At 55.8% G+C, this 20,467-nt stretch carries 3 protein-coding genes; all 3 read left to right on the forward strand.

The features are described from left to right. Positions 1-23: 23 nt before the first annotated feature. The 3 genes from RZA33_RS11360 to RZA33_RS11370 are packed head-to-tail and all read left to right on the forward strand — an operon-like array spanning position 24 to position 20,357. A complete protein-coding gene (locus RZA33_RS11360) occupies positions 24-3,221 on the forward strand; it encodes an amino acid adenylation domain-containing protein (RefSeq protein WP_317507824.1) in 3,198 nt (1,065 codons plus the stop codon). 58 nt (positions 3,222-3,279) lie between these two features. Next, positions 3,280-9,792, forward strand: a complete 6,513-nt coding sequence (locus RZA33_RS11365; RefSeq protein ID WP_317507825.1) for a non-ribosomal peptide synthetase — start codon at positions 3,280-3,282, stop codon at positions 9,790-9,792. Beyond that, positions 9,792-20,357, forward strand: coding sequence for a non-ribosomal peptide synthetase (locus RZA33_RS11370; protein WP_317507826.1), 10,566 nt, complete (start codon positions 9,792-9,794; stop codon positions 20,355-20,357). The genes RZA33_RS11365 and RZA33_RS11370 overlap by 1 nt, the downstream gene beginning before the upstream one ends. Positions 20,358-20,467: the final 110 nt, after the last annotated feature.

A 20,467-nucleotide genomic window follows, 5' to 3' on the forward strand; every position in this document is an offset into this window, starting at 1 on the left:
TCACGGGTATGGGGAGTCGATAAATGAATGCGATAACGGAACAGCAGAACCTTGCCCATTGGCCGCTTAGCCCTGAGCAGCGCGCGGTGCTGACGGTGGCGGAAGCTAATGAAGGTGACACCCAGCAGTCAGCGTCGACGCAGGTCAACGTCATGGTGGTAGATATTCAGGGGACGGTCGTTAAATCACGGCTGAAGCGCGCACTGAGCGACCTTAGGCAGCAGCATGAAGTCCTATCAACGGCTTTGAAGAGCGTGGCGGGGTATCGCGGGCTTCGTCACCAGGCGCTTGAAGAACTACCTGCTATTGAGTGGTGGTATGAGGACTTACGCGGCAGCGATGACCAGGAACCACTGCTCGACGGCGATCTCAACGACGCTCTCAAAAACTATAGTGAGGCGCTCAAGCTTCGGCCCATGGCCGTCGAGAGTGGCGAGCTGCTACGTCCAGCGCTGCTGCGTACTGGTGAAAAAAACTGGGTATTAGTGCTGGCTGTTTCGGCGTTGGTGGCGGATCGCGGCAGCCTGGAGTCGCTGTTCTCGGCGTTGGTGGATGCTTACGAGCAGCGTGGCGGAACCGACGATGAGGCTGCGCTGCAGTATTCCCAATTCATCGAGTGGCGCGCTTCCCTCGAAAACGACGATGACGCCGAAGAGGGCCGAGAGTATTGGCAAAACCGCCAGCAGCATGCCGAGCAGGCAGGAGCATGTCGTTTACCCGCCAGGCAAGTTAACCGCCATGACGTGCGGGTAGAACATGAATATGTGGCCTGTCCGCTCGGACCAGACCTAGTAGCGCGTATCGATAGCCTGGCAGATGAGCTTCAAGTATCCGCAGAGGCAGTATTGCAGGCGGCCTGGTGGGCGCTACTCGCTAGGATTAGCAGCAACGAGTTTGTGCTGGGCGGCTGGCAACACGACTGCCGCCAGGATTACGAGGTGATGCAAGGGGCAATCGGGCTCTTCGACAAGGTGCTGCCGGTGCTGGTTGAAGGTGTCGCTGATAGTGACTTCTCTAGCTGGATTACCCGTTTAGCAGAGCAGCTAGAGGCGCATACCCAGGCTCAAGAGTATTGGTCGATTGATGCGCTGCCCGATAAGCGCCACCTCGCAGCGGGGTTCGCATTTTCAGAGGGTGTGAGTGAGTTAAAGTCGGCGGGTTTGCAGTGGCGCTTGCGAGAATTGCCAGGGCCATCAGCAGAATTTGAACTTGCCTTGCACATTGACCGCAGTGAGAGCGGCGTGGTGGCGACGCTCTATACCGACCCATCATGCTATAGCCGAGCGGCGGCCGAGTGTTTGCTGGGTCAGTACCAGACGCTGCTACAGGCGGGCCTAGCCGACCCCGCGCAAAAGCTACTTTTGGTGCCGCTTGTTTCCCCTGAACAGCAGCGGGCATTGTTGTTGGCCGATGATGAAGAAGTTGATGTTGGGGAACGTAGCGTAGCGGCCCATATCGCTGCCTGGGCGGCTTCGACGCCGGATGCCATTGCCATTGAAGAGCAGGGCCGCACGCTGAGCTACGCCCAATTAGAAGCCCGCATCAATGGTATCGCGCGGTGGTTGGATAATCAGGGCGTCAAACATGGAGATTATGTAGCGCTCAATTTGCCCCGTTCCACTGATTTGGTCGTGCTGCTACTGGCAGTATGGCGTGTAGGTGCCTCCTACCTGCCGCTTGATCCAGAGTGGCCCGTAGACCGTAAACGGCGGGTGCTTGAGGATGCCCAGCCTGCGCTAGTGGTGAGCGCTGAAAGCGTGGCGGAACTCGCAGCACTGGCCCTTCCGGGTATCCACAGTGTAGGGCTGCCACAAGAAGTGGATGAAGCGGGTAGTGAATTGTCGTTTCCAGAGCCTGTCCTCGGCGAGGTGGCTTACCTTCTTTATACCTCTGGTTCCACGGGCACGCCAAAAGGCGTGGTAATTGAGCATAGCCAACTGCTCAATTACGTCGCCGGTGCCACAAAGGCCATGGGGCTATCGGCATGCCAGCGCTGGGCATTGACCGGGTCGCTGGCTACTGATTTGGGTAATACGGCGCTGTTCGGCGCCTTGTTCAATGGAGCCCGCCTGGTGATCGCCGCACCTGACGATATGCAGGATGGTGACCACTTCGCGCGCTTTATGTCGGCGGCCGATATCGATGCGCTCAAGATAGTGCCGTCTCACTTGGAGGCCCTGCTGGAGTGCGAAGCTCCCCGGTTACCGCAAACGCTGATTTTAGGCGGTGAGGTAACTTCACCTGCCTTACTTTCGAGCATTGCGCGGATCTCGCCCGATTGCCAGCTATTCAACCACTATGGCCCTACAGAGGCCACGGTGGGCGTTATGGTGCACCCGGCATCGCTGGCGCAAGATATTACAGGCCCGCTTCCGCTAACCCAGCTGCTGCCGAACTGCCGCTATCGCGTGCTTGACGATAACTTGCACGCGACCCCCACCGGTGCCGTGGGTGAGCTGTATCTGGGCGGCGCCCAACTGGCGCGCGGCTATCTCAATAGCGATGCTTCCGCGTTTGTCGAAGATCCCTTTATTGCCGGTGAGCGTCTCTATCGCACCGGCGATCTGGCGTGCGTGCTGCCTGAGGGTGGCGTACGCCTTATTGGGCGAGCCGACGATCAGATCAAGCTGCGTGGTTTTCGGATCGAACCGGCGGAAATCGAAATTATGTTGCAAGCACAGCCAGGGGTTAAGCAGAGTCTGGTTCGTCTAATAGGGCGGGGCGGTGATACCCAGGAACTCGTAGCGTTCCTGATCGCTGACTCCGAGGTAACGTCCATTGAGGGCCAAGCCCAGCTTCGCGAGCAGCTGGCTGTGCTATTGCCTGAGCCCATGCGTCCTTCTCGTTTTATCCCTGTTGAGCATTTCCCTCGCCTAGGTAACGGCAAAGTAGACACCCCCGCGCTGGAAGCCTTGGCCCAAAAAACAGCGGAAAGCAAAACCTTGGTGAAGCCCCGGGATGCCGTGGAAGCCAACCTGTGTCAGGCCATGGCTGAGCTGCTTGGTCGTGATGAGATCGGCATTGATGACGACTTCTTCGAGCTGGGTGGGCACTCCTTGCTGGTGATCAAACTGGTGGCCCGCATTCGTAAGCAGTTTGGAATCGAGATAGCTCCCGGCGTGGTATTCGATCATCCCTCTGTCGCTGAGCTGGGTGCCGCTCTACGCGAGAGTTGTGCTGAGGCCAGCACGAGCGGCCTAGCCGAGCTTGATAGCAACTGAGTAGACAAACTTGCCTAGTAACATCATTTGTAACGCGGTACATGAAGAGGATTTAGCGATGAAGGAATTGGCTCATCCACAAGATGTGGCAGCACCTGGTAATTGCAGGGAAGGGCAAGAAGGAGTGTCTGAAGCAGTTCGTGAAGATGATGTATTGCCATTGTCATACTCCCAGCAGCAGCTTTGGTTCCTGCATCGTTATTCGCCGGATCTTACCGCCTACAACCAGCCGCGTGCTTACCGGCTTACCGGAAATGTGGATGCGAGGGCTTTAGAATGTGCTTTTCAAGCGCTGATTCAACGCCATAGCGTATTTAGAACACGATTCTTTGAGAGCAACGGCGTACCGCAGCAGGTCGTACTCCCCGGCGTCTCTTTTTCTATTCATAGACAGGATCTCTCTGAGTTGGCTGCACCAGAGCAGGACGAAAGGCTGGAGCGGTCGATCAAGAAAGTCGCGCAGCATGTCTTCGATCTTGGTGAGCCACCGTTGCTAGTGGCTCGGTTGATAAAGATGGAAGAGCGCCGACACGTTCTGGTTGTCTGCCTTCACCACATCATTTCAGATGCTTGGTCTAACCGCATCATCGAATCCGATCTGAGTGAAGCCTATCGTCAGGCGTTGGGCCAAAACGAAGATGCGCAGCTTCCAAGCTTGCCCGTGCAATATGGCGATTACGTTCGACAACAACAGAAGAGAGTGGCGTCGGGCGATATTGACAAGGAACTTAAGTATTGGAATGAGCATCTGGGGGATGATGTCCCACCGTTAGAAATCACTACTGACCATGTCTATCCCAAACAGCAAGAGTTTCGGGGTGCCACAAAGCGTTTCGTGTTGGATAGCAGCCTCGCCAGTTCCCTGCAAGCCTTTTGCCAACAACAGCGCTTTACTCCTTTTGTGCCACTTTTCGCCGCCTGGCAAGTAGTCCTGGCCCGCTATTGTGGGCAGCAAGACTTTGCCATTGGCGTTCCTTCGTCAGTTCGCCAGCAAGAGGAGTTTCAGGAGGTCGTTGGCTTTTTCATCACGACATTGCCTTTTCGAGTACGAGTGAATCCAGCCATGACGCTGCGTGACGTATGTCAGCAGGTTAAAAAAGATGCAGTGGGATCCCTCAATTATGCTGATATGCCATTGGAGGTCTTGCTCGAACAACGGAAAGTAAAGTGCGATCCCGTTCGACAGCCGCTGTTTCAGGTTATGTTTGGTCTCCAGTTTAGGTCTGATGAGGAGCAGCTTCAGTTAGATGATGTGTCTGTCGAACTGATCGATATTTCGCAGACGAGTGCAAAGTTTGAGTTATCTCTGGATATTTTCATCGAGCAGGAGCAAGTGGTTGGCGCTCTAGAGTTCAATTCCGATCTATTCGATGAAAAAACCATCCACCGATTGATTGGTTATTACCAGGAAGTACTAGGAGTCTTATTAGAGAAGCCAGAAACACAACTCTGCTCTATCGAACTACCTGACAATGCGGAAAAAGCATTGCTGCTCGACTGGGGAAGCCGCGCAGCAACCGATAGTTCGGTCGAGCCCATCCATCACGTGATAGAGCGCCAAGCTGCGGCAACCCCAGACGCTACGGCACTAGTATTCGAAGATCAGTCGCTCAACTACACTGAGCTCAATGCCCGCGCCAACCAGTTGGCCCACTACCTGATCGGTCTAGGCGTAAAACCTGAGACGCGGGTGGGCATTGCTGTTGAACGTTCCATCGAGATGGTGGTGGGGCTGCTGGGTATCCTCAAAGCGGGTGGGGCATATGTACCGCTAGATCCCGATTATCCAAGTGATCGGTTGGCCTATATGGTCGAGGACAGTGGTATTGAGCTTTTTCTTACCCAGCAGCACCTGCGCGACATCTTGCCGGTGGCGGAAAGGCTGAACGTTATTGAGCTGGATCAGTTGGATGTGACGCCTTATTCGTCAACCAACCCTGAAGTGGCCCTGCATGGCGAGCATCTTGCCTATGTCATTTACACCTCGGGCTCTACCGGGCGCCCCAAAGGCGCGGCCAACCACCACCATGCACTGTCCAATCGCCTACAGTGGATGCAAGACGCCTATGGCCTAACGACCGACGATGTGGTGCTACAGAAAACACCATTCAGTTTCGATGTTTCCGTGTGGGAGTTCTTCTGGCCGCTGATGCAAGGCGCGCGGTTGGTGATGGCGCCACCAGGTGCTCATCGCGAACCGGCACACCTGGTCGAGCTGATCCGTACCCACAAGATCACCACGCTGCACTTCGTGCCCTCGATGCTGCAGGCCTTCCTGTCCCATGGCGAAGTAGAAGCCTGCACCAGCCTGACACGCTTGGTATGCAGCGGTGAAGCGCTGCCTGCGGAGCTACAGAATCAGGTATTTGCCCGCTTACCTCAAGTGAAACTCTACAACCTCTATGGCCCCACCGAAGCGGCCATTGATGTTACCCACTGGTCTTGCCAAGACGATGGGCGCAACCAGGTAGCGATAGGCCAACCGATTGCTGGTATTCGTACCTATGTGTTGGATGGCGATCTTAACTTGGCACCGCCTGGCGTCGCGGGGGAGCTCTATCTCGGAGGCATTGGGTTGGCTCGGGGCTACCTACACCGCCCCGACCTTACTGCAGAACGTTTTGTCGCTGATCCATTTGCGCAGGGCGAGCGCCTCTACCGCACCGGTGACCTGGTGCGCTGGCGGGAGGATGGCCAGCTCAAGTATCTGGGCCGCCTTGATCATCAGGTGAAAATACGCGGTCTACGCATCGAACTAGGTGAGATCGAAGCCGAACTACTCTCTCAGCCGAAGGTTCGCGAGGCGGTGGTGGTGGCACAAGAAGGCCCCGTTGGTTCTAGGCTAGTCGCTTATTTGGTTCCCCAAGCCGATAGTGAGCTCGATACTAGCTCACTACGTGAAGCGCTGGGCCAAAAGCTACCGGACTATATGGTGCCGGGCGTTATGGTAGAACTCGATGCACTCCCGCTGAATGCCAACGGCAAGGTAGACCGCAAGGCGCTGCCCTCACCGGATTTGGTCAGCGGCTCGGAGTACGAGCCGCCTCAAGGCGAAGTGGAGGAAGCGCTGGCGGAGATTTGGTCAGAGGTACTTGGCGTCGAAAGGGTGGGCCGCCACGACAACTTCTTTGAGCTGGGGGGCCATTCGTTGTTGGCTCTAAAGGTATTGGAGCAAATGCGGCATCGGGGACTAACGGCGCAGGTGCGTACGCTGTTCCAACACCCGGAACTAACAGCTTTTTCGCAAGCGCTGATGCAAGCACCTGAGCAAACTGAGATCACCATCCCACCCAATCTGATTCCTCACGATTGTCAGGCTCTCATGCCCGAGATGATGACGCTAATCGAGCTCAATGCCGAAGAGCTTCGTGAGATCGAAGCGGGAGTGCCCGGCGGTGCCAGTAATATTCAGGATATCTATCCGCTAGCACCGCTGCAGGAGGGGATTCTCTTCCACCACCGGCTGCAGGAAGAGGGCGATGCCTATGTCACCCCGCGTCTGCTTGGCTTCGACAGCCGAAAGCGGCTGGAAGCCTTTATTGCAGGTTTTAACCAGCTGATTGCCCGCCACGATATTCTACGTACAGCGGTGCTCTGGGCTGGGCTCCGCCAGCCTGTACAGGTAGTTTACCGCCGTACTGCATTAGCCCTCGAATGGTTAGACTTAGAGCGAGATGGTTCTCGCTGCGCCGCCGAACAGCTGAAAGCCGAGGTGGATTCTGAGCATCATCGTATTGATGTGCGTCGAGCCCCTATGCTTCGGGCAGTTGCTGCATTCGATGCCGAGCAAAATCGCTGGCTGCTGCAGCTACCAAGCCACCACCTCGTCATGGACCACACTACCCTCGAACTACTGGTGGAAGAAATTTCCCTGATCCAGCAAGGCCGCGAAGATGAGCTGCCTCAACCACTTCCATTCCGCAATTTCGTTGCCCAGGCCCGGCTAGGAGTAAGCCTGGACGAGCATGAAGCCTTTTTCCGCGAGCAGTTGGGCGATATTGAAGAACCGACCGCACCCTTCGGGCTACTAAACGTTCGTGGCGATGGCAACGATATCGAAGAAGTAAGTGTTCCTTTGTCGACGAAGCTGGCCCAGCAGGTACGGCAACAGGCCCAGCGCTATGGTGTTAGCACGGCTAGCCTATTCCATCTAGCCTGGGCCTTAGTGCTGAGCAAGACCACTGGTCGGGACGATGTGGTGTTCGGCACCGTGCTGTTCGGGCGTATGCAGGGCATCGAAGGTGCTGAGCGGGCGCTGGGGATGTTTATCAATACACTCCCTGTGCGTATCAAAATGGGGACTCAAGGTGTCAATCAGTCCTTGCGAAAAACCCACGAGGCTTTATCTGCCCTGTTGCACCACGAACATGCCAGCCTTGGACTAGCGCAGCGCTTCAGCGGATTGCCCGGCGGAACGCCGCTCTTTACTAGTTTGCTGAACTATCGTTACAGCGCACCTCAGCAAGAGGGAAGCATCGCGCATACCTGGGAAGGTATGGAGGTGCTGGGGGGCCAAGAGCGCACCAACTACCCGATCACGATGTCGGTGGACGATCTAGGTAACGGCTTCCAGTTGGTAGGGCAGGTTAGCCGAACGATAGGTGCACAGCGGCTGTGTGACTATCTGAGCGCGGCCATTGCAGGCATCGTAGAAAATCTGCAAGCGGCGCCGCAGCGAGCGATGAGCGATATCGAGCTGCTTGATAAAACCGAGCAGCATCAATTGCAGGCATGGGGAGTCAATACTCAGTATTACTCCGATGCTCCGCCGATTCACCACCTGATTGAGCGCCAAACTGTGGCAACCCCAGAGGCCCCGGCGCTAATCTTTGAAGATCAATCACTCAACTACGACGAACTTAACTCCCGTGCCAATCGCTTGGCACATTATCTGATAGGGATGGGAGTGCAACCTGAGACCCGCGTTGGCATTGCTATGGAGCGCTCCATTGAAATGGTGGTGGGGCTGCTGGGCATTCTCAAAGCGGGTGGTACTTATGTGCCGCTGGATCCAGAGTATCCGACTGATCGGTTGGCATACATCGCTGAAGACAGCGACATTGCGCTGCTGCTGATACAGCAGCATCTTCGCGATACGCTTCCGATGGTTGAAAGCCTGAACGTCATTGAGCTGGATCAATTAGACGTTGATCACCATGCATCGACCAACCCGGGTGTGGCGCTGCACGGTGAGCATCTCGCCTATGTGATTTATACCTCAGGTTCTACTGGGAAGCCTAAAGGTGCGGCCAATCGCCATCACGCGCTGACCAATCGGTTGCAGTGGATGCAGGAGGCCTATGGACTGACGGCCGACGACACGGTGCTTCAGAAAACGCCATTCAGCTTTGATGTTTCTGTATGGGAATTCTTCTGGCCGCTGATGCAGGGCGCACGGCTGGTGATGGCCCCACCTGGTGCTCATCGAGAACCAGCCGAACTGGTCGAGTTAATCCACACCCACAAAATCACCACGCTGCACTTCGTACCTTCCATGCTCCAAGCCTTCATGGCGCATAGCGATGTGGAAGGTTGTACCAGCCTGATGCGCTTAGTGTGCAGCGGTGAGGTGCTACCGGCGGAGCTGCAAAATCAGGTATTTGCCCGTTTGCCTCATGCGGTGTTCTACAACCTCTATGGCCCCACCGAAGCGGCTATCGATGTTACCCACTGGACGTGCCAAGACGACGGGCGCAACCACGTAGCTATCGGACGACCAATCGCTGGTATCCGTACCTACGTGCTGGATGGCGATCTTAACTTGGCGCCGCCCGGGGTCGCGGGCGAACTCTATCTTGGTGGTGTGGGCTTGGCGCGGGGCTACCTGCACCGCCCTGACCTTACCGCAGAACGTTTTGTCGCCGATCCATTTGCGCAGGGAGAACGCCTCTACCGCACCGGCGATCTGGTGCGCTGGCGAGAGGATGGCCAGCTCGAGTATCTGGGGCGTCTTGATCACCAGGTGAAAATCCGTGGGTTGCGTATCGAATTGGGCGAAATTGAAGCTGGACTACTGACGCAGCCAGAAGTTCGCGAGGCAGTTGTGGTGGCCCAAGACGGCCCCAGTGGCTCAAGGCTGGTGGCATATGCGGTACCCCAAGCCGACATTGAACTCGACACGAGTGCATTACGCGAGCGACTGGGACAACAGCTACCGGATTATATGGTGCCGAGAGTGATAGTAACGCTCGATGCACTACCGCTAAATGCCAACGGCAAGGTAGATCATAAGGCGCTGCCCGAGTCTGACTTGGCTAGTGGTTCACAGTATGAACCGCCCCAAGGCGAGGCGGAAGAAGCGCTGGTAGCGATCTGGGCCAAGGTGTTGGGTGTGGATCGGGTAGGGCGTCATGACAACTTTTTTGAGCGTGGTGGGGATTCGTTACTTGCTGTGCAAATGGCGGCTCACGTTCAAGCTGATATGCAAGTTGAGTTCAAAATATCAGAGGTGTTTAAAAAACCACTACTTCGCGACTTAGCAGAATGCATTACCAAGATAAACAGTGGGCATTCCTTTGAGCAATCGCTTTCTGACATTGATTCCTTTATCGACAGCATGGATACCGTTTAATGAGTAATATCGATCCCCATCGTATTGCGGAACGCTTTGCCGGATTGCCTGTCGAGCAGCGCCGCGTGGTTTACGACAAAATTCGTACTCAGGGTTTGGGTATTGGCCAGTTCCCAATTCTTTCACGCCCTGCATCAGAACAGAAAACTTGCTCACCCTCTTATGCCCAACTTCGCCAGTGGTTTCTGTGGCGCCTGGATCCCCAAAACAGCGCTTATCATATTACTGGTGCCCTGCTCCTTAAGGGGGCTCTTGATTCTGAAGCCTTGTGGGGTAGCTTCGCCGATTTAGTAGCTCGCCATGAGGCATTGCGCACGACGTTCCGTGACGATGGCGAGGGTGGGGTGATGCAGGTGGTGCAGGCCGAGAGCAACTTCGTATGGCATGAAGTTGACCTAACTCATATGCCGAAAGATGAGCGAAAAGCGGAGATAGAGAATCAAGTTACGCAGCTATGTGGTGCTCCCTTCGATCTGGAGCAGGGGCCGCTATTGCGGGTGGCGTTGCTGCACTTGGCTGAAGATGAGCACATGCTAGTGGTGGTGATGCACCACATCGTCTCTGATGGTTGGTCGATGCAGTTGATCATTGATGAGTTTACAGCTGACTACCACGCCTGGGTGACGGGGAAGGCTTGGCAGCCGTCAGCCTTGCCGATTCAATATGCCGATTATGCGCTATGGCAGCGTCAATGGATGGAAGCGGGTGAGAAAGAGCGGCAGCTGGTTTATTGGCAGCAGGCATTGGGAGATGAACACCCGGTACTGCAACTGCCGACTGATCGCCCGCGTCGTAACGATGGACATTATCATGCTGAGCGTCACCAACTGATGCTCCCTGCATCGCTGGTGAGCGGATTGCGTCAGCAGGCACAAGCTAAGGGTGCCACCCTGTTTATGACGCTACTGACAGGCTTCCAAGCGCTGCTGTATCGCTATACAGGGCAGGAAGATATTCGGGTCGGCGTGCCAATCGCCAACCGCCATCGGATGGAAACCCAAGGTGTGATAGGGCTTTTCGTCAACACCCAGGTACTGCCCAATACGTTATATGGTCGCCTGAGCTTGTCCGAGGCGCTGGATCAGAGCAAACGTGAATCACTAGGGGCACAAGAACATCAGGATCTACCGTTCGAGCAATTAGTGGAAGCGCTGCAACCCGACCGTAGCCTGAGCCACACGCCGCTGTTCCAGGTGATGTTCAATCACCAGCGGCAAGATCATGGATCGCTGCAGACGCTACCAGGACTGGAACTGAGCACCTGGCCACTGGAGCAGCGAAGAGTACAGTTAGAACTGACGCTAAATGTGGTAGAACGCGAGGATGGTTGCCTGGAGGCAAGCTTCGTTTATGCAAAAGAGCTTTTTGATGCAACCACCATTGAGCGTCTAGCTCAGCACTATAAGGTCATTCTACAGGCGCTGGCAGAGATGCCGGAGCGCGCGTTGAGCGATATCGAACTGTTAGATAATGATGAGCAGCTGAAATTACAGGAATGGGGCGTAAACACACAACAGCATTCCGCTGCCCAGCCAATCCATCACCTAATTGAACGGCAGGCTGAGGCAACCCCAGAGGCCACGGCGCTAGTATTTGAAAAGCAGTCACTCAGCTACTCTGAACTCAATGCCCGTGCCAACCAACTGGCCCACTACCTGATCGGGCTAGGTGTCAAACCTGAAACCCGGGTGGGCATTGCCATGGAGCGTTCCATCGAGATGGTGGTGGGGTTACTGGCGATTCTCAAGGCGGGCGGCGCCTATGTGCCGCTGGATCCCGAGTATCCCGCGGAGCGGCTGGCCTTCATCGCCGAGGATAGTGGCATCGAGCTGTTGCTGACTCAGCACCACTTGCGCGAGTCATTGCTGGTAGCTGGTGGCCTAAGCGTCGTTGAGTTGGATTTGCTGGATGTTGCCCATCACGACGCTACCAATCCAGCGGTAGAGCTTCACGGCGAGCACCTCGCCTATGTGATTTACACCTCAGGCTCTACCGGGCGTCCTAAGGGCGCGGCCATCCGCCATGATGCCTTGACCAACTGCATGGTCTGGATGCAGAAGACCTACCAACTCACCGATACTGATGCCGTACTACATAAGGCGCCATTCGGGTTCGACGTCTCGGTATGGGAGATTTTCTGGCCGCTAAGTGTTGGGGCACGTTTGGTGATCGCCCAGCCGGGCGACCATCGAGATCCAGAGCGCATCATCGAGCTGATCCAGCGGCACGGCGTTACTACGCTCAACTTTGTGCCCTCAATGCTCAAGGCCTTCCTGGCCTACCCCGATGTTAAGACCAAGACGCGGCTCAAGCATATTATGTGCGGTGGCGAGGCCGTGCCAGCCACGTTACAGCAGGACGTGGCTGATTGCCTCGATGGCGCTAACCTTCACGATCTCTATGGCCCCACCGAAACCACCATTCATGTCACGCACTGGTGGTGTCGTGATGACACTCACCGCCAGATCCCCATCGGGCGACCCATTAGTGGTACCCGCACCTACGTCTTGGATGGTGAGCTCAACCTGGTACCACAGGGTGTCGCAGGAGAGTTGTACCTGGGCGGGGTAAGCCTGGCCCGTGGCTATCTCAATCGCAGTGATCTGACGGCGGAGCGATTTATCGCCGATCCGTTCACGGCGGGCGAACGCCTCTACCGTACGGGCGATCTGGTGCGCTGGCGGGAGGATGGCCAGCTTGAGTACCTGGGTCGCCTTGATCACCAGGTGAAGATCCGCGGCCTGCGTATCGAGCTGGGCGAGATCGAAGCCGAACTGCTCTCTCAGCCAGAGGTACGCGAGGCGGTGGTGGTGGCCCAAGAAGGCCCAACCGGCTCTAGGCTGGTGGCCTATGGGGTTGCCCGGACTGACAGTGAACTTGATAGCGCTGTACTGCGTGAGCGACTAGGGCAAAAGTTACCGGATTATATGGTGCCGAGCGCGGTGGTAGAACTCGATGCACTACCGCTGAATGCCAACGGCAAAGTAGACCGCAAGGCTCTGCCCGAGACTGATCTTGCCAGTGGCTCGCAGTACGAGCCGCCTCAAGGTGAGGTGGAAGAAGCGTTAGCGGCCATCTGGTCAGAAGTCTTGGGCGCTGAGCGGGTCGGTCGTCACGACAATTTCTTCGAGCTAGGGGGCCATTCGTTGTTGGCTCTGAAGGTGCTTGAGAAAATGCGGCATCGGGGACTGGCGGCGCAGGTACGTACTCTGTTCCAACACCCGGAACTAACAGCCTTGGCTCAAGCGTTAATGCAAGCGCCCGAGCAAGCAGAGGTTACCATCCCGCCCAATCTGATCCCTCAGGATTGCCAGACTCTCCAACCTGAGATGTTGACACTAATCGAGCTCAATGCCGAAGAACTTCGTGAGATCGAAGCCGCTGTGCCCGGTGGCGCTAGCAATATTCAGGACATCTACCCACTGGCACCATTACAGGAGGGGATTCTCTTCCATCACCGGCTGCAAGAAGAGGGCGATGCCTATGTGACGCCCCGGCTGCTGGGCTTTGATAGCAGGGAGAGGCTGGAAGCATTTATTTCTGGTTTTAATAAGCTCATTGCCCGTCACGATATTTTACGTACTGCGGTGTACTGGGAAGGACTCCGCGAACCGGTGCAGGTAGTGTATCGACATGCCATGCTGGATATAGAGTGGCCGACCGCTCCAGATGTGGCCACCGGCGGTGTGGCCGAATGGTTATACACCCAGGTGGATCCTGAGCACCATAGCCTTGATGCGCGCCAAGCGCCTATGATTCGGGCGCTGGCTGCATACGATGCTGAGCAGGGACGCTGGCTGCTACAGCTACCTAGCCACCACTTGGTCATGGATCACACCACCCTCGAGCTACTAGTGGAAGAAATTGCCCTCATCCAGCAAGGCCGTGAAGATGAATTGCCCAAACCACTGCCCTTCCGCCACTTTGTAGCACAGGCCCGGCTAGGGGTAAGCCTGGAAGATCACGAGGCTTTCTTCCGTGAGCAGTTGGGCGATATTAAAGAACCGACAGCGCCCTTTAGGCTACTAGACATTCGCAGCAATGGCAGCGATATCGAAGAAGTACACGTTCCTTTGTCGATGGAGTTAGCCCAGCAGGTGCGGCAACAGGCTCAGCGCCATGGTGTTAGCACGGCTAGCCTGTTCCATCTAGCCTGGGCATTGGTGCTCAGCAAAACGACTGGGCATGACGATGTGGTATTTGGCTCTGTGCTGTTCGGGCGTATGCAGGGTGCTGAAGGGGCCGAACGGGCACTGGGGATGTTTATTAATACGCTACCAGTACGTATTAAAATGGGAGCTCAAGGTGCCGATAAATGCCTGCGCCAAACCCACGATGCCCTATCTGAGCTAATGCACCATGAACATGCCAGCCTTGGCCTCGCACAGCGCTGCAGCGGGCTACCTGGCGGGACGCCGCTATTTACCAGTTTGCTGAACTATCGTTACAGCGCACCTCAGCAAGAGGGAAACATCGCTCATACCTGGGAAGGTATGGAAGTGCTGGGTGGTCAGGAGCGTACCAACTACCCGATCACGATGTCGGTGGACGATCTGGGGAACGGCTTCCAGTTGGTAGGGCAGGTGAGCCGTCTAATCGGTGCTCAGCGGTTATGTGACTATCTGAGCACAGCCATTGCAGGGATCGTAGGAAATCTGCAAGCGGCGCCTCAACAACCATTAAGTGAGATCAACCTGCTCAGAGCAGACGAACAGCAGCTGTTGAGCGAATGGGGAGAGAATACGCAAGAGTATTTAGGCACTTCTCCAGTCCATCACCTAATTGAGCGCCAAGCTGCGGTAACATCCACGGCCACTGCGCTAGTATTCGAAGATCAGTCACTTAGCTACGCCGAGCTCAACGCTCGTGCCAACCGCTTGGCTCACTATCTGATCGGAATGGGAGTGCGTCCTGAAACCCGAGTGGGTATCGCTGTTGAGCGCTCAGTTGAGATGGTAGTGGGGCTGTTGGGTATTCTCAAAGCGGGTGGTGCTTACGTACCGTTGGATCCGGATTATCCGAGCGACCGATTAGCCTATATGGTCGAAGACAGTGGCATCGAGCTGTTACTCACTCAGCGACATCTGGTTGAGTCTCTGCCTTTGACCGATGGTTTAAGTGTTATCGAGCTGGATCAGTTGGACGTCACGCATCATGCTTCGGCCAATCCGAAAATTACACTGCACGGTGAACATCTCGCTTATGTGATTTACACCTCGGGTTCTACCGGGCGTCCCAAGGGCGCCGCCAACCGTCACCATGCGCTGACTAATCGCCTACAGTGGATGCAGGAGGCCTATGGCTTAACGGCCGACGATGCGGTGCTACAGAAGACGCCTTTTAGCTTCGATGTCTCTGTATGGGAATTCTTCTGGCCGCTGATACAGGGCGCCCGGCTAGTGATGGCGCCACCAGACTCCCACCGCGAGCCAGCCCAACTGGTCGAATTGATCCGTACCCATGGAATCACCACGCTACATTTCGTACCTTCAATGCTGCAGGCCTTCCTGGCCCATGGCGAGGTCGAGACCTGCACCAGCCTGACACGTCTGATATGCAGCGGTGAGGCACTACCAGCTGAACTGCAAAACCAAGTATTTGCTCGGTTGCCTCGCACGGGGCTCTACAACCTCTATGGCCCCACCGAAGCGGCCATTGATGTTACTCACTGGTCTTGCCAAGACGATGGACGCAACCACGTAGCCATAGGTCAACCGATCGCAGGTATCCGTACCTACGTACTGGATGGCGATCTTAATTTGGCGCTGACAGGAGTCGTTGGTGAACTCTATCTCGGTGGCGTGGGTTTAGCACGAGGTTACCTCCATCGCCCTGACCTTACCTCAGAACGTTTTGTCGCCGATCCTTTTGCGCAGGGCGAGCGCCTCTACCGCACCGGCGACTTGGTGCGCTGGCGTGTCGATGGTCAGCTCGAGTACCTGGGCCGCCTTGACCACCAAGTGAAGATCCGCGGCCTGCGTATTGAACTGGGTGAGATCGAAGCCGAACTATTAGCTCAGCCGGAGGTTCGCGAAGCAGTAGTGGTCGCCCAAGAAGGCCCCGGTGGTTCTAGGTTAGTCGCTTATGTGGTTCCCCAGGCCGACAGTGAACTCGATACCAGCTCACTACGTGAAGCGCTGGGTCAAAAACTACCGGATTATATGGTGCCGGGCGTCGTGGTCACGCTTGAGGCACTGCCGCTGAATGCCAACGGAAAAGTAGACCGCAAGGCATTGCCCGAGCCGGATTTGGCCAGTGGCTTGCAGTACGAGCAGGCTCAGGGCGATGTGGAAGAAGCGTTAGCGGAAATTTGGTCAGAGATACTTGGCGTTGAGCAGGTGGGCCGACACGACAACTTCTTTGAGCTGGGGGGGGATTCGATTCTCAGTCTACAGATCGTCTCCCGGTTGCAACGGGCTGGTTGGACAGTTACTCCTCGGCAAGTCTTTGAGCATCAGAGCATAGCCCAGTTGGCGCTGAACTCGACCAGTGCGCAGGTGGAAGCGCAAAAACGTAAAGTCGAGCTAAATGGATTGGCGGATTATCTGAGCAGTGAGCAGATCGAAGCCCTAGGATTAGACCAAGACAATATCGAAGATGTTTACCCCCTGTCGCCCACGCAAGAGGGGATGTTCTTCCACTCTCTTGAAGCGGAAGAGCCGGGGCTCTACGTCAATCAATTGAACGTAGACGTCAGTGGCCTGGATGCCGATAGGCTAGTAAGGGCTTGGCAAGCTATGGTCGAGCGCCATGCCACGCTAAGAACGGGGTTCTTATGGCAGGCGGGTATGGCGCGTCCACTACAACTCGTCTTTACGCAAGTGGAGCCAGAAATAATTCAGTTGGATTGGCGCGATAGGAAAGGTGAGATCGAAGAATCCTTAGCCACCTATGCTAAGCAAGTGCTCAAGCGCCAAATTGACTGGTTGACACCACCCTTAGCCTGGTTGCATTTGATTCGACTCGATGATGACCGCTATCAACTGATATGGACTCGGCACCATATCTTGTCCGATGGCTGGTCAGAAGCCCATCTAATCAACGAGTGGCTGGCCAGCTATGCGGAAGAGCCCTTGGCGGCTGTTGGGCGACCCTACGGTGACTATATTCGCTGGTTGCAGCGCCAGGATGCCGCTTCGACTCAAGCCTTCTGGACATCGGAACTGGCGGGGCTGGAGGGGCCGACACTGTTGGCCGAGTCGAGCCGTCAAGAGAGTGAGGCCCAAGGCTTCGCCAAACGCTATACCCATCTAGGACGGCAAGATACCGCGCTACTAAAAGCTGCTGCTCAGCGGCAGCGAGTGACCCTAAATACTTTGGTACAGGCAGCCTGGGGTGTGCTATTGCAGCGCTACTGTCATCAGGAACGGGTGGTGTTTGGCGCGACGGTATCCGGTCGCCCACCAAGCCTGCAAGGCGCTGAGGAGATGGTCGGCCTGTTCATCAATACCATCCCTGTGGCGTTGACGGCGCGCCCTGAGCAGAGTGTGAGTGCTTACTTGCAGAGTGTGCAGGCGACCAATCTGGGCATTCGTGAGTATGAACATGCCGCGTTAGCAGATATCCAACGCTGGTCTGGGTCATCGGGCCGCGCCTTGTTCGACAGTATCATTGTATTTGAGAACTTCCCCGTCGATAGAACAATGCGTGATCAGCAGCGGCATGGTCTGCGCTTTGGTGAGGTTGCCGGGGAAGGCATAACTGGCTACGCGATGGATCTGCAGGTGGTGATCGACGATGAGCTGGAGATTGAGTACTGTTATAGCCGAAGGGATTTCCCTGAGCCGTTCGTTGATGAACTGAAATATGCTATGGAACTGCTCATTCGTCAGATGTCGGAGTCGCCGGATCGGCCTGTGGGTGAGTTGGAATGGATTGAGTCGACTCAATGGGATGCACTAAGTGAATTGGGCCAGAGTGGCCGCGGTGGGTTCTCACGCATGCCAGTGCATCGCCGCATCGCCGCGCATGCTGTTACTCGGCCAGATAATATTGCGCTTCGAATGGGTGACCAAGCTTTAAACCATGCGCAGTTGAATGCTCAGGCTAATCGCCTTGCCCATTATCTGTGCGAGCAAGGTGTGGGGCCAGATGTGCGGGTTGGCGTGGCGCTCGAACGCTCGCCTCAGGTCATTGTGACCTTGCTGGCTGTGCTCAAGGCGGGCGGTGCCTATGTACCTCTCGACCCGGCCTACCCACCCGAGCGCTTGAGTTTTATGATTAAAGATAGCGGTATGACCATGCTGCTAACGCAACGTAATGTACTGCCGCGTTTAGCAAAAGTGGACGGTATACCTTATGTCGATTGCGAAGCGCTCGATCTAACCCATTATAACGATACTGACCCCGGCCTGGCAGTGCACGAAGAATCACTGGCTTACGTGATCTATACTTCGGGCTCCACCGGCACACCGAAAGGCGTCACGGTGGCTCATGGCCCGCTGGCGATGCATTGCCAGGCGATCAGCGAGCTCTATGATATGGAACCAGACTCCTGCGAGTTACATTTCATGTCATTCTCCTTCGATGGTGCCCATGAGCGCTGGCTGACAGCCCTGTGCTCGGGGATGAGCCTAGCAATTCGGGAAGAAGAGCTATGGACAGCGGAACAGGCCTACACGGCCCTGCAACACTATCATGCTGCGAATGTGGCCTTCCCGCCGGCCTATTTGAATCAAGTCGCTGACTGGGCAGAAGGTCGTGATGATACGCCACCGGTGGAGTTATACGTTTTCGGTGGTGAAGCGATGCCCAAGACAGCCTATGACAAGGCGCGCCGCACGTTGCGGCCTCGCTGGTTCATTAATGGCTATGGGCCCACCGAAACAGTGGTGACACCACTGCTGTGGAAGACACCCGCCGAGGAGACCTTTGACTGTGCCTATGCACCGATTGGTCGCCCCGTTGGCGAGCGGTCGCTCTACGTGCTGGACGACAATCTACAGCCGGTACCCAAGGGCATTGTGGGCGAGTTGTATATCGGCGGTTATGGTTTGGCGCGGGGCTATCTTGGACGTACCGGCTTGACCGCCGAGCGCTTTGTGGCCGATCCCTTCGACACCTTGGGTGGGCGCCTCTACCGCACTGGAGATCTGGTGCGCTGGCGGGAAGATAGCAATATGGAGTATATGGGCCGTGCAGATCACCAAGTGAAGGTACGCGGCTTCCGTATTGAACTGGGTGAGATAGAAGCACGTGCCCGCGAGATACCTGGCGTAAGTGACGTCGCCATCGTTACCCATGAAGTCTCGAATGGACATCAATTGGTTGCTTATCTGGTAGCTGATGAGGCGGATGACACTCGATTAGTGCGCCGTGCACGCCGACACTTCGAAGCGCATCTGCCCGACTACATGGTGCCAGCACATATGATGGTGCTGACAGCCCTGCCACGTATGGTCAATGGCAAACTGGATCAGTCGGCGCTGCCTGAGCCGCAGCTAGATGAAAACCGCGAGCATGTGGTTCCCTCTACACCGGAAGCCCGCCAGCTCGCCGAGATTTGGCAGGACGTATTGGGCATTGAGCGGGTCGGAGAAACCGACAACTTCTTTGAGTTGGGTGGAGACTCTCTACTAAGTCTGAAGGTGTTGAGCCGAGTGCGCGCTCTAAAGGAGAGTACGCTTGATTTCAAACTGCGAGACCTGATGCAGAAACCAACCATTGCTGGCTTGCTGGGGCTGAGCGAATCTTCGGACGCCTCGCTGGATGGTGTGGTTATGCTCAATGGCGAGAGTCAGGGGCAGTCACCGCTGTTCTGTGTTCATGCTGGTATGGGCACCCTTTACGACTACCAGCCGCTGGCACGGAGTCTACAGGGAGTATGCACGGTTTACGGACTGCCTTGCCGAATGCTGACCGACCCTCAGCATTGTGATACGTCGTTTGAAGCGATGGCTGATGACTATGCAACCACTATCCGTAGCTTGCAGCCTCAGGGGCCTTACCGGATATTAGGCTGGTCTCTAGGTGGTACCTTGGCAGCAATGGTTGCGGCACGGCTTGAAAAGCAAGGCCAGGAGGTGAGCCTGTTGGCGCTGGTGGATCCCTATATCCCCGGTAGCGGCCAGAAGAGCGTTGATAACTGGCAGGAGGATTTTGCTGCTTATGCGTCGGTAATCTTGCCAGGTATCCCGTCCGAGATGATAGCCAATATTAACAACGCAACACCTCATGAAGAGCCGGGTGAAGCGGAACTGGCCATTATGCTAGAACGCCTGCTGGCGTCGGATAAGTCCTACGGGCGTGAAGGTTATGCCGCTCTGGGTGGTGAGGAACTGGCACGAATCTTCTGTGTAGCACGGCATCTGAAAAGGCTCTCTCTGCAGACCGGTACCTTGCCAGCGTTGTTCTGTGAAGCGGATTGTTGGTGGTCAGAAGGGCGTCCGCAAAAGGAGCGGCAAGCATTAACACATCAGTTAGGGCAAGCGCCACGTCGCACTCTTGAAACTTCTGAGGATCACTTCTCGATTGTATCCAGTAATTCGCTGTTGCCACAGGTGGTGGAAAAACTGCAAGTGGAGCCCCACCCATCAAAGCGTGTAGTAGAGAACTCACTAGTCTAAGGGGTAATGCCAATCAGTTAAGGATTTTTTCAATTAGTTCGTAGTGACGTGTTCCGGTGTCAGTTATCTTCTGATACCGGATTTTTTTATGCATCTTAGTCAGTCGATTG

It is taken from the genome of Halovibrio sp. HP20-59 (assembly GCF_033052795.2).
Classification (GTDB): Bacteria; Pseudomonadota; Gammaproteobacteria; order Pseudomonadales; family Halomonadaceae; genus Vreelandella.

Bases quoted from the DNA above. Each gene is read 5' to 3' on its own strand.
- RZA33_RS11360 (WP_317507824.1), top strand. From the start codon at position 24: ATGAATGCGATAACGGAACAGCAGAACCTTGCCCATTGGCCGCTTAGC.
- RZA33_RS11365 (WP_317507825.1), top strand. From the start codon at position 3,280: ATGAAGGAATTGGCTCATCCACAAGATGTGGCAGCACCTGGTAATTGC.
- RZA33_RS11370 (WP_317507826.1), top strand. From the start codon at position 9,792: ATGAGTAATATCGATCCCCATCGTATTGCGGAACGCTTTGCCGGATTG.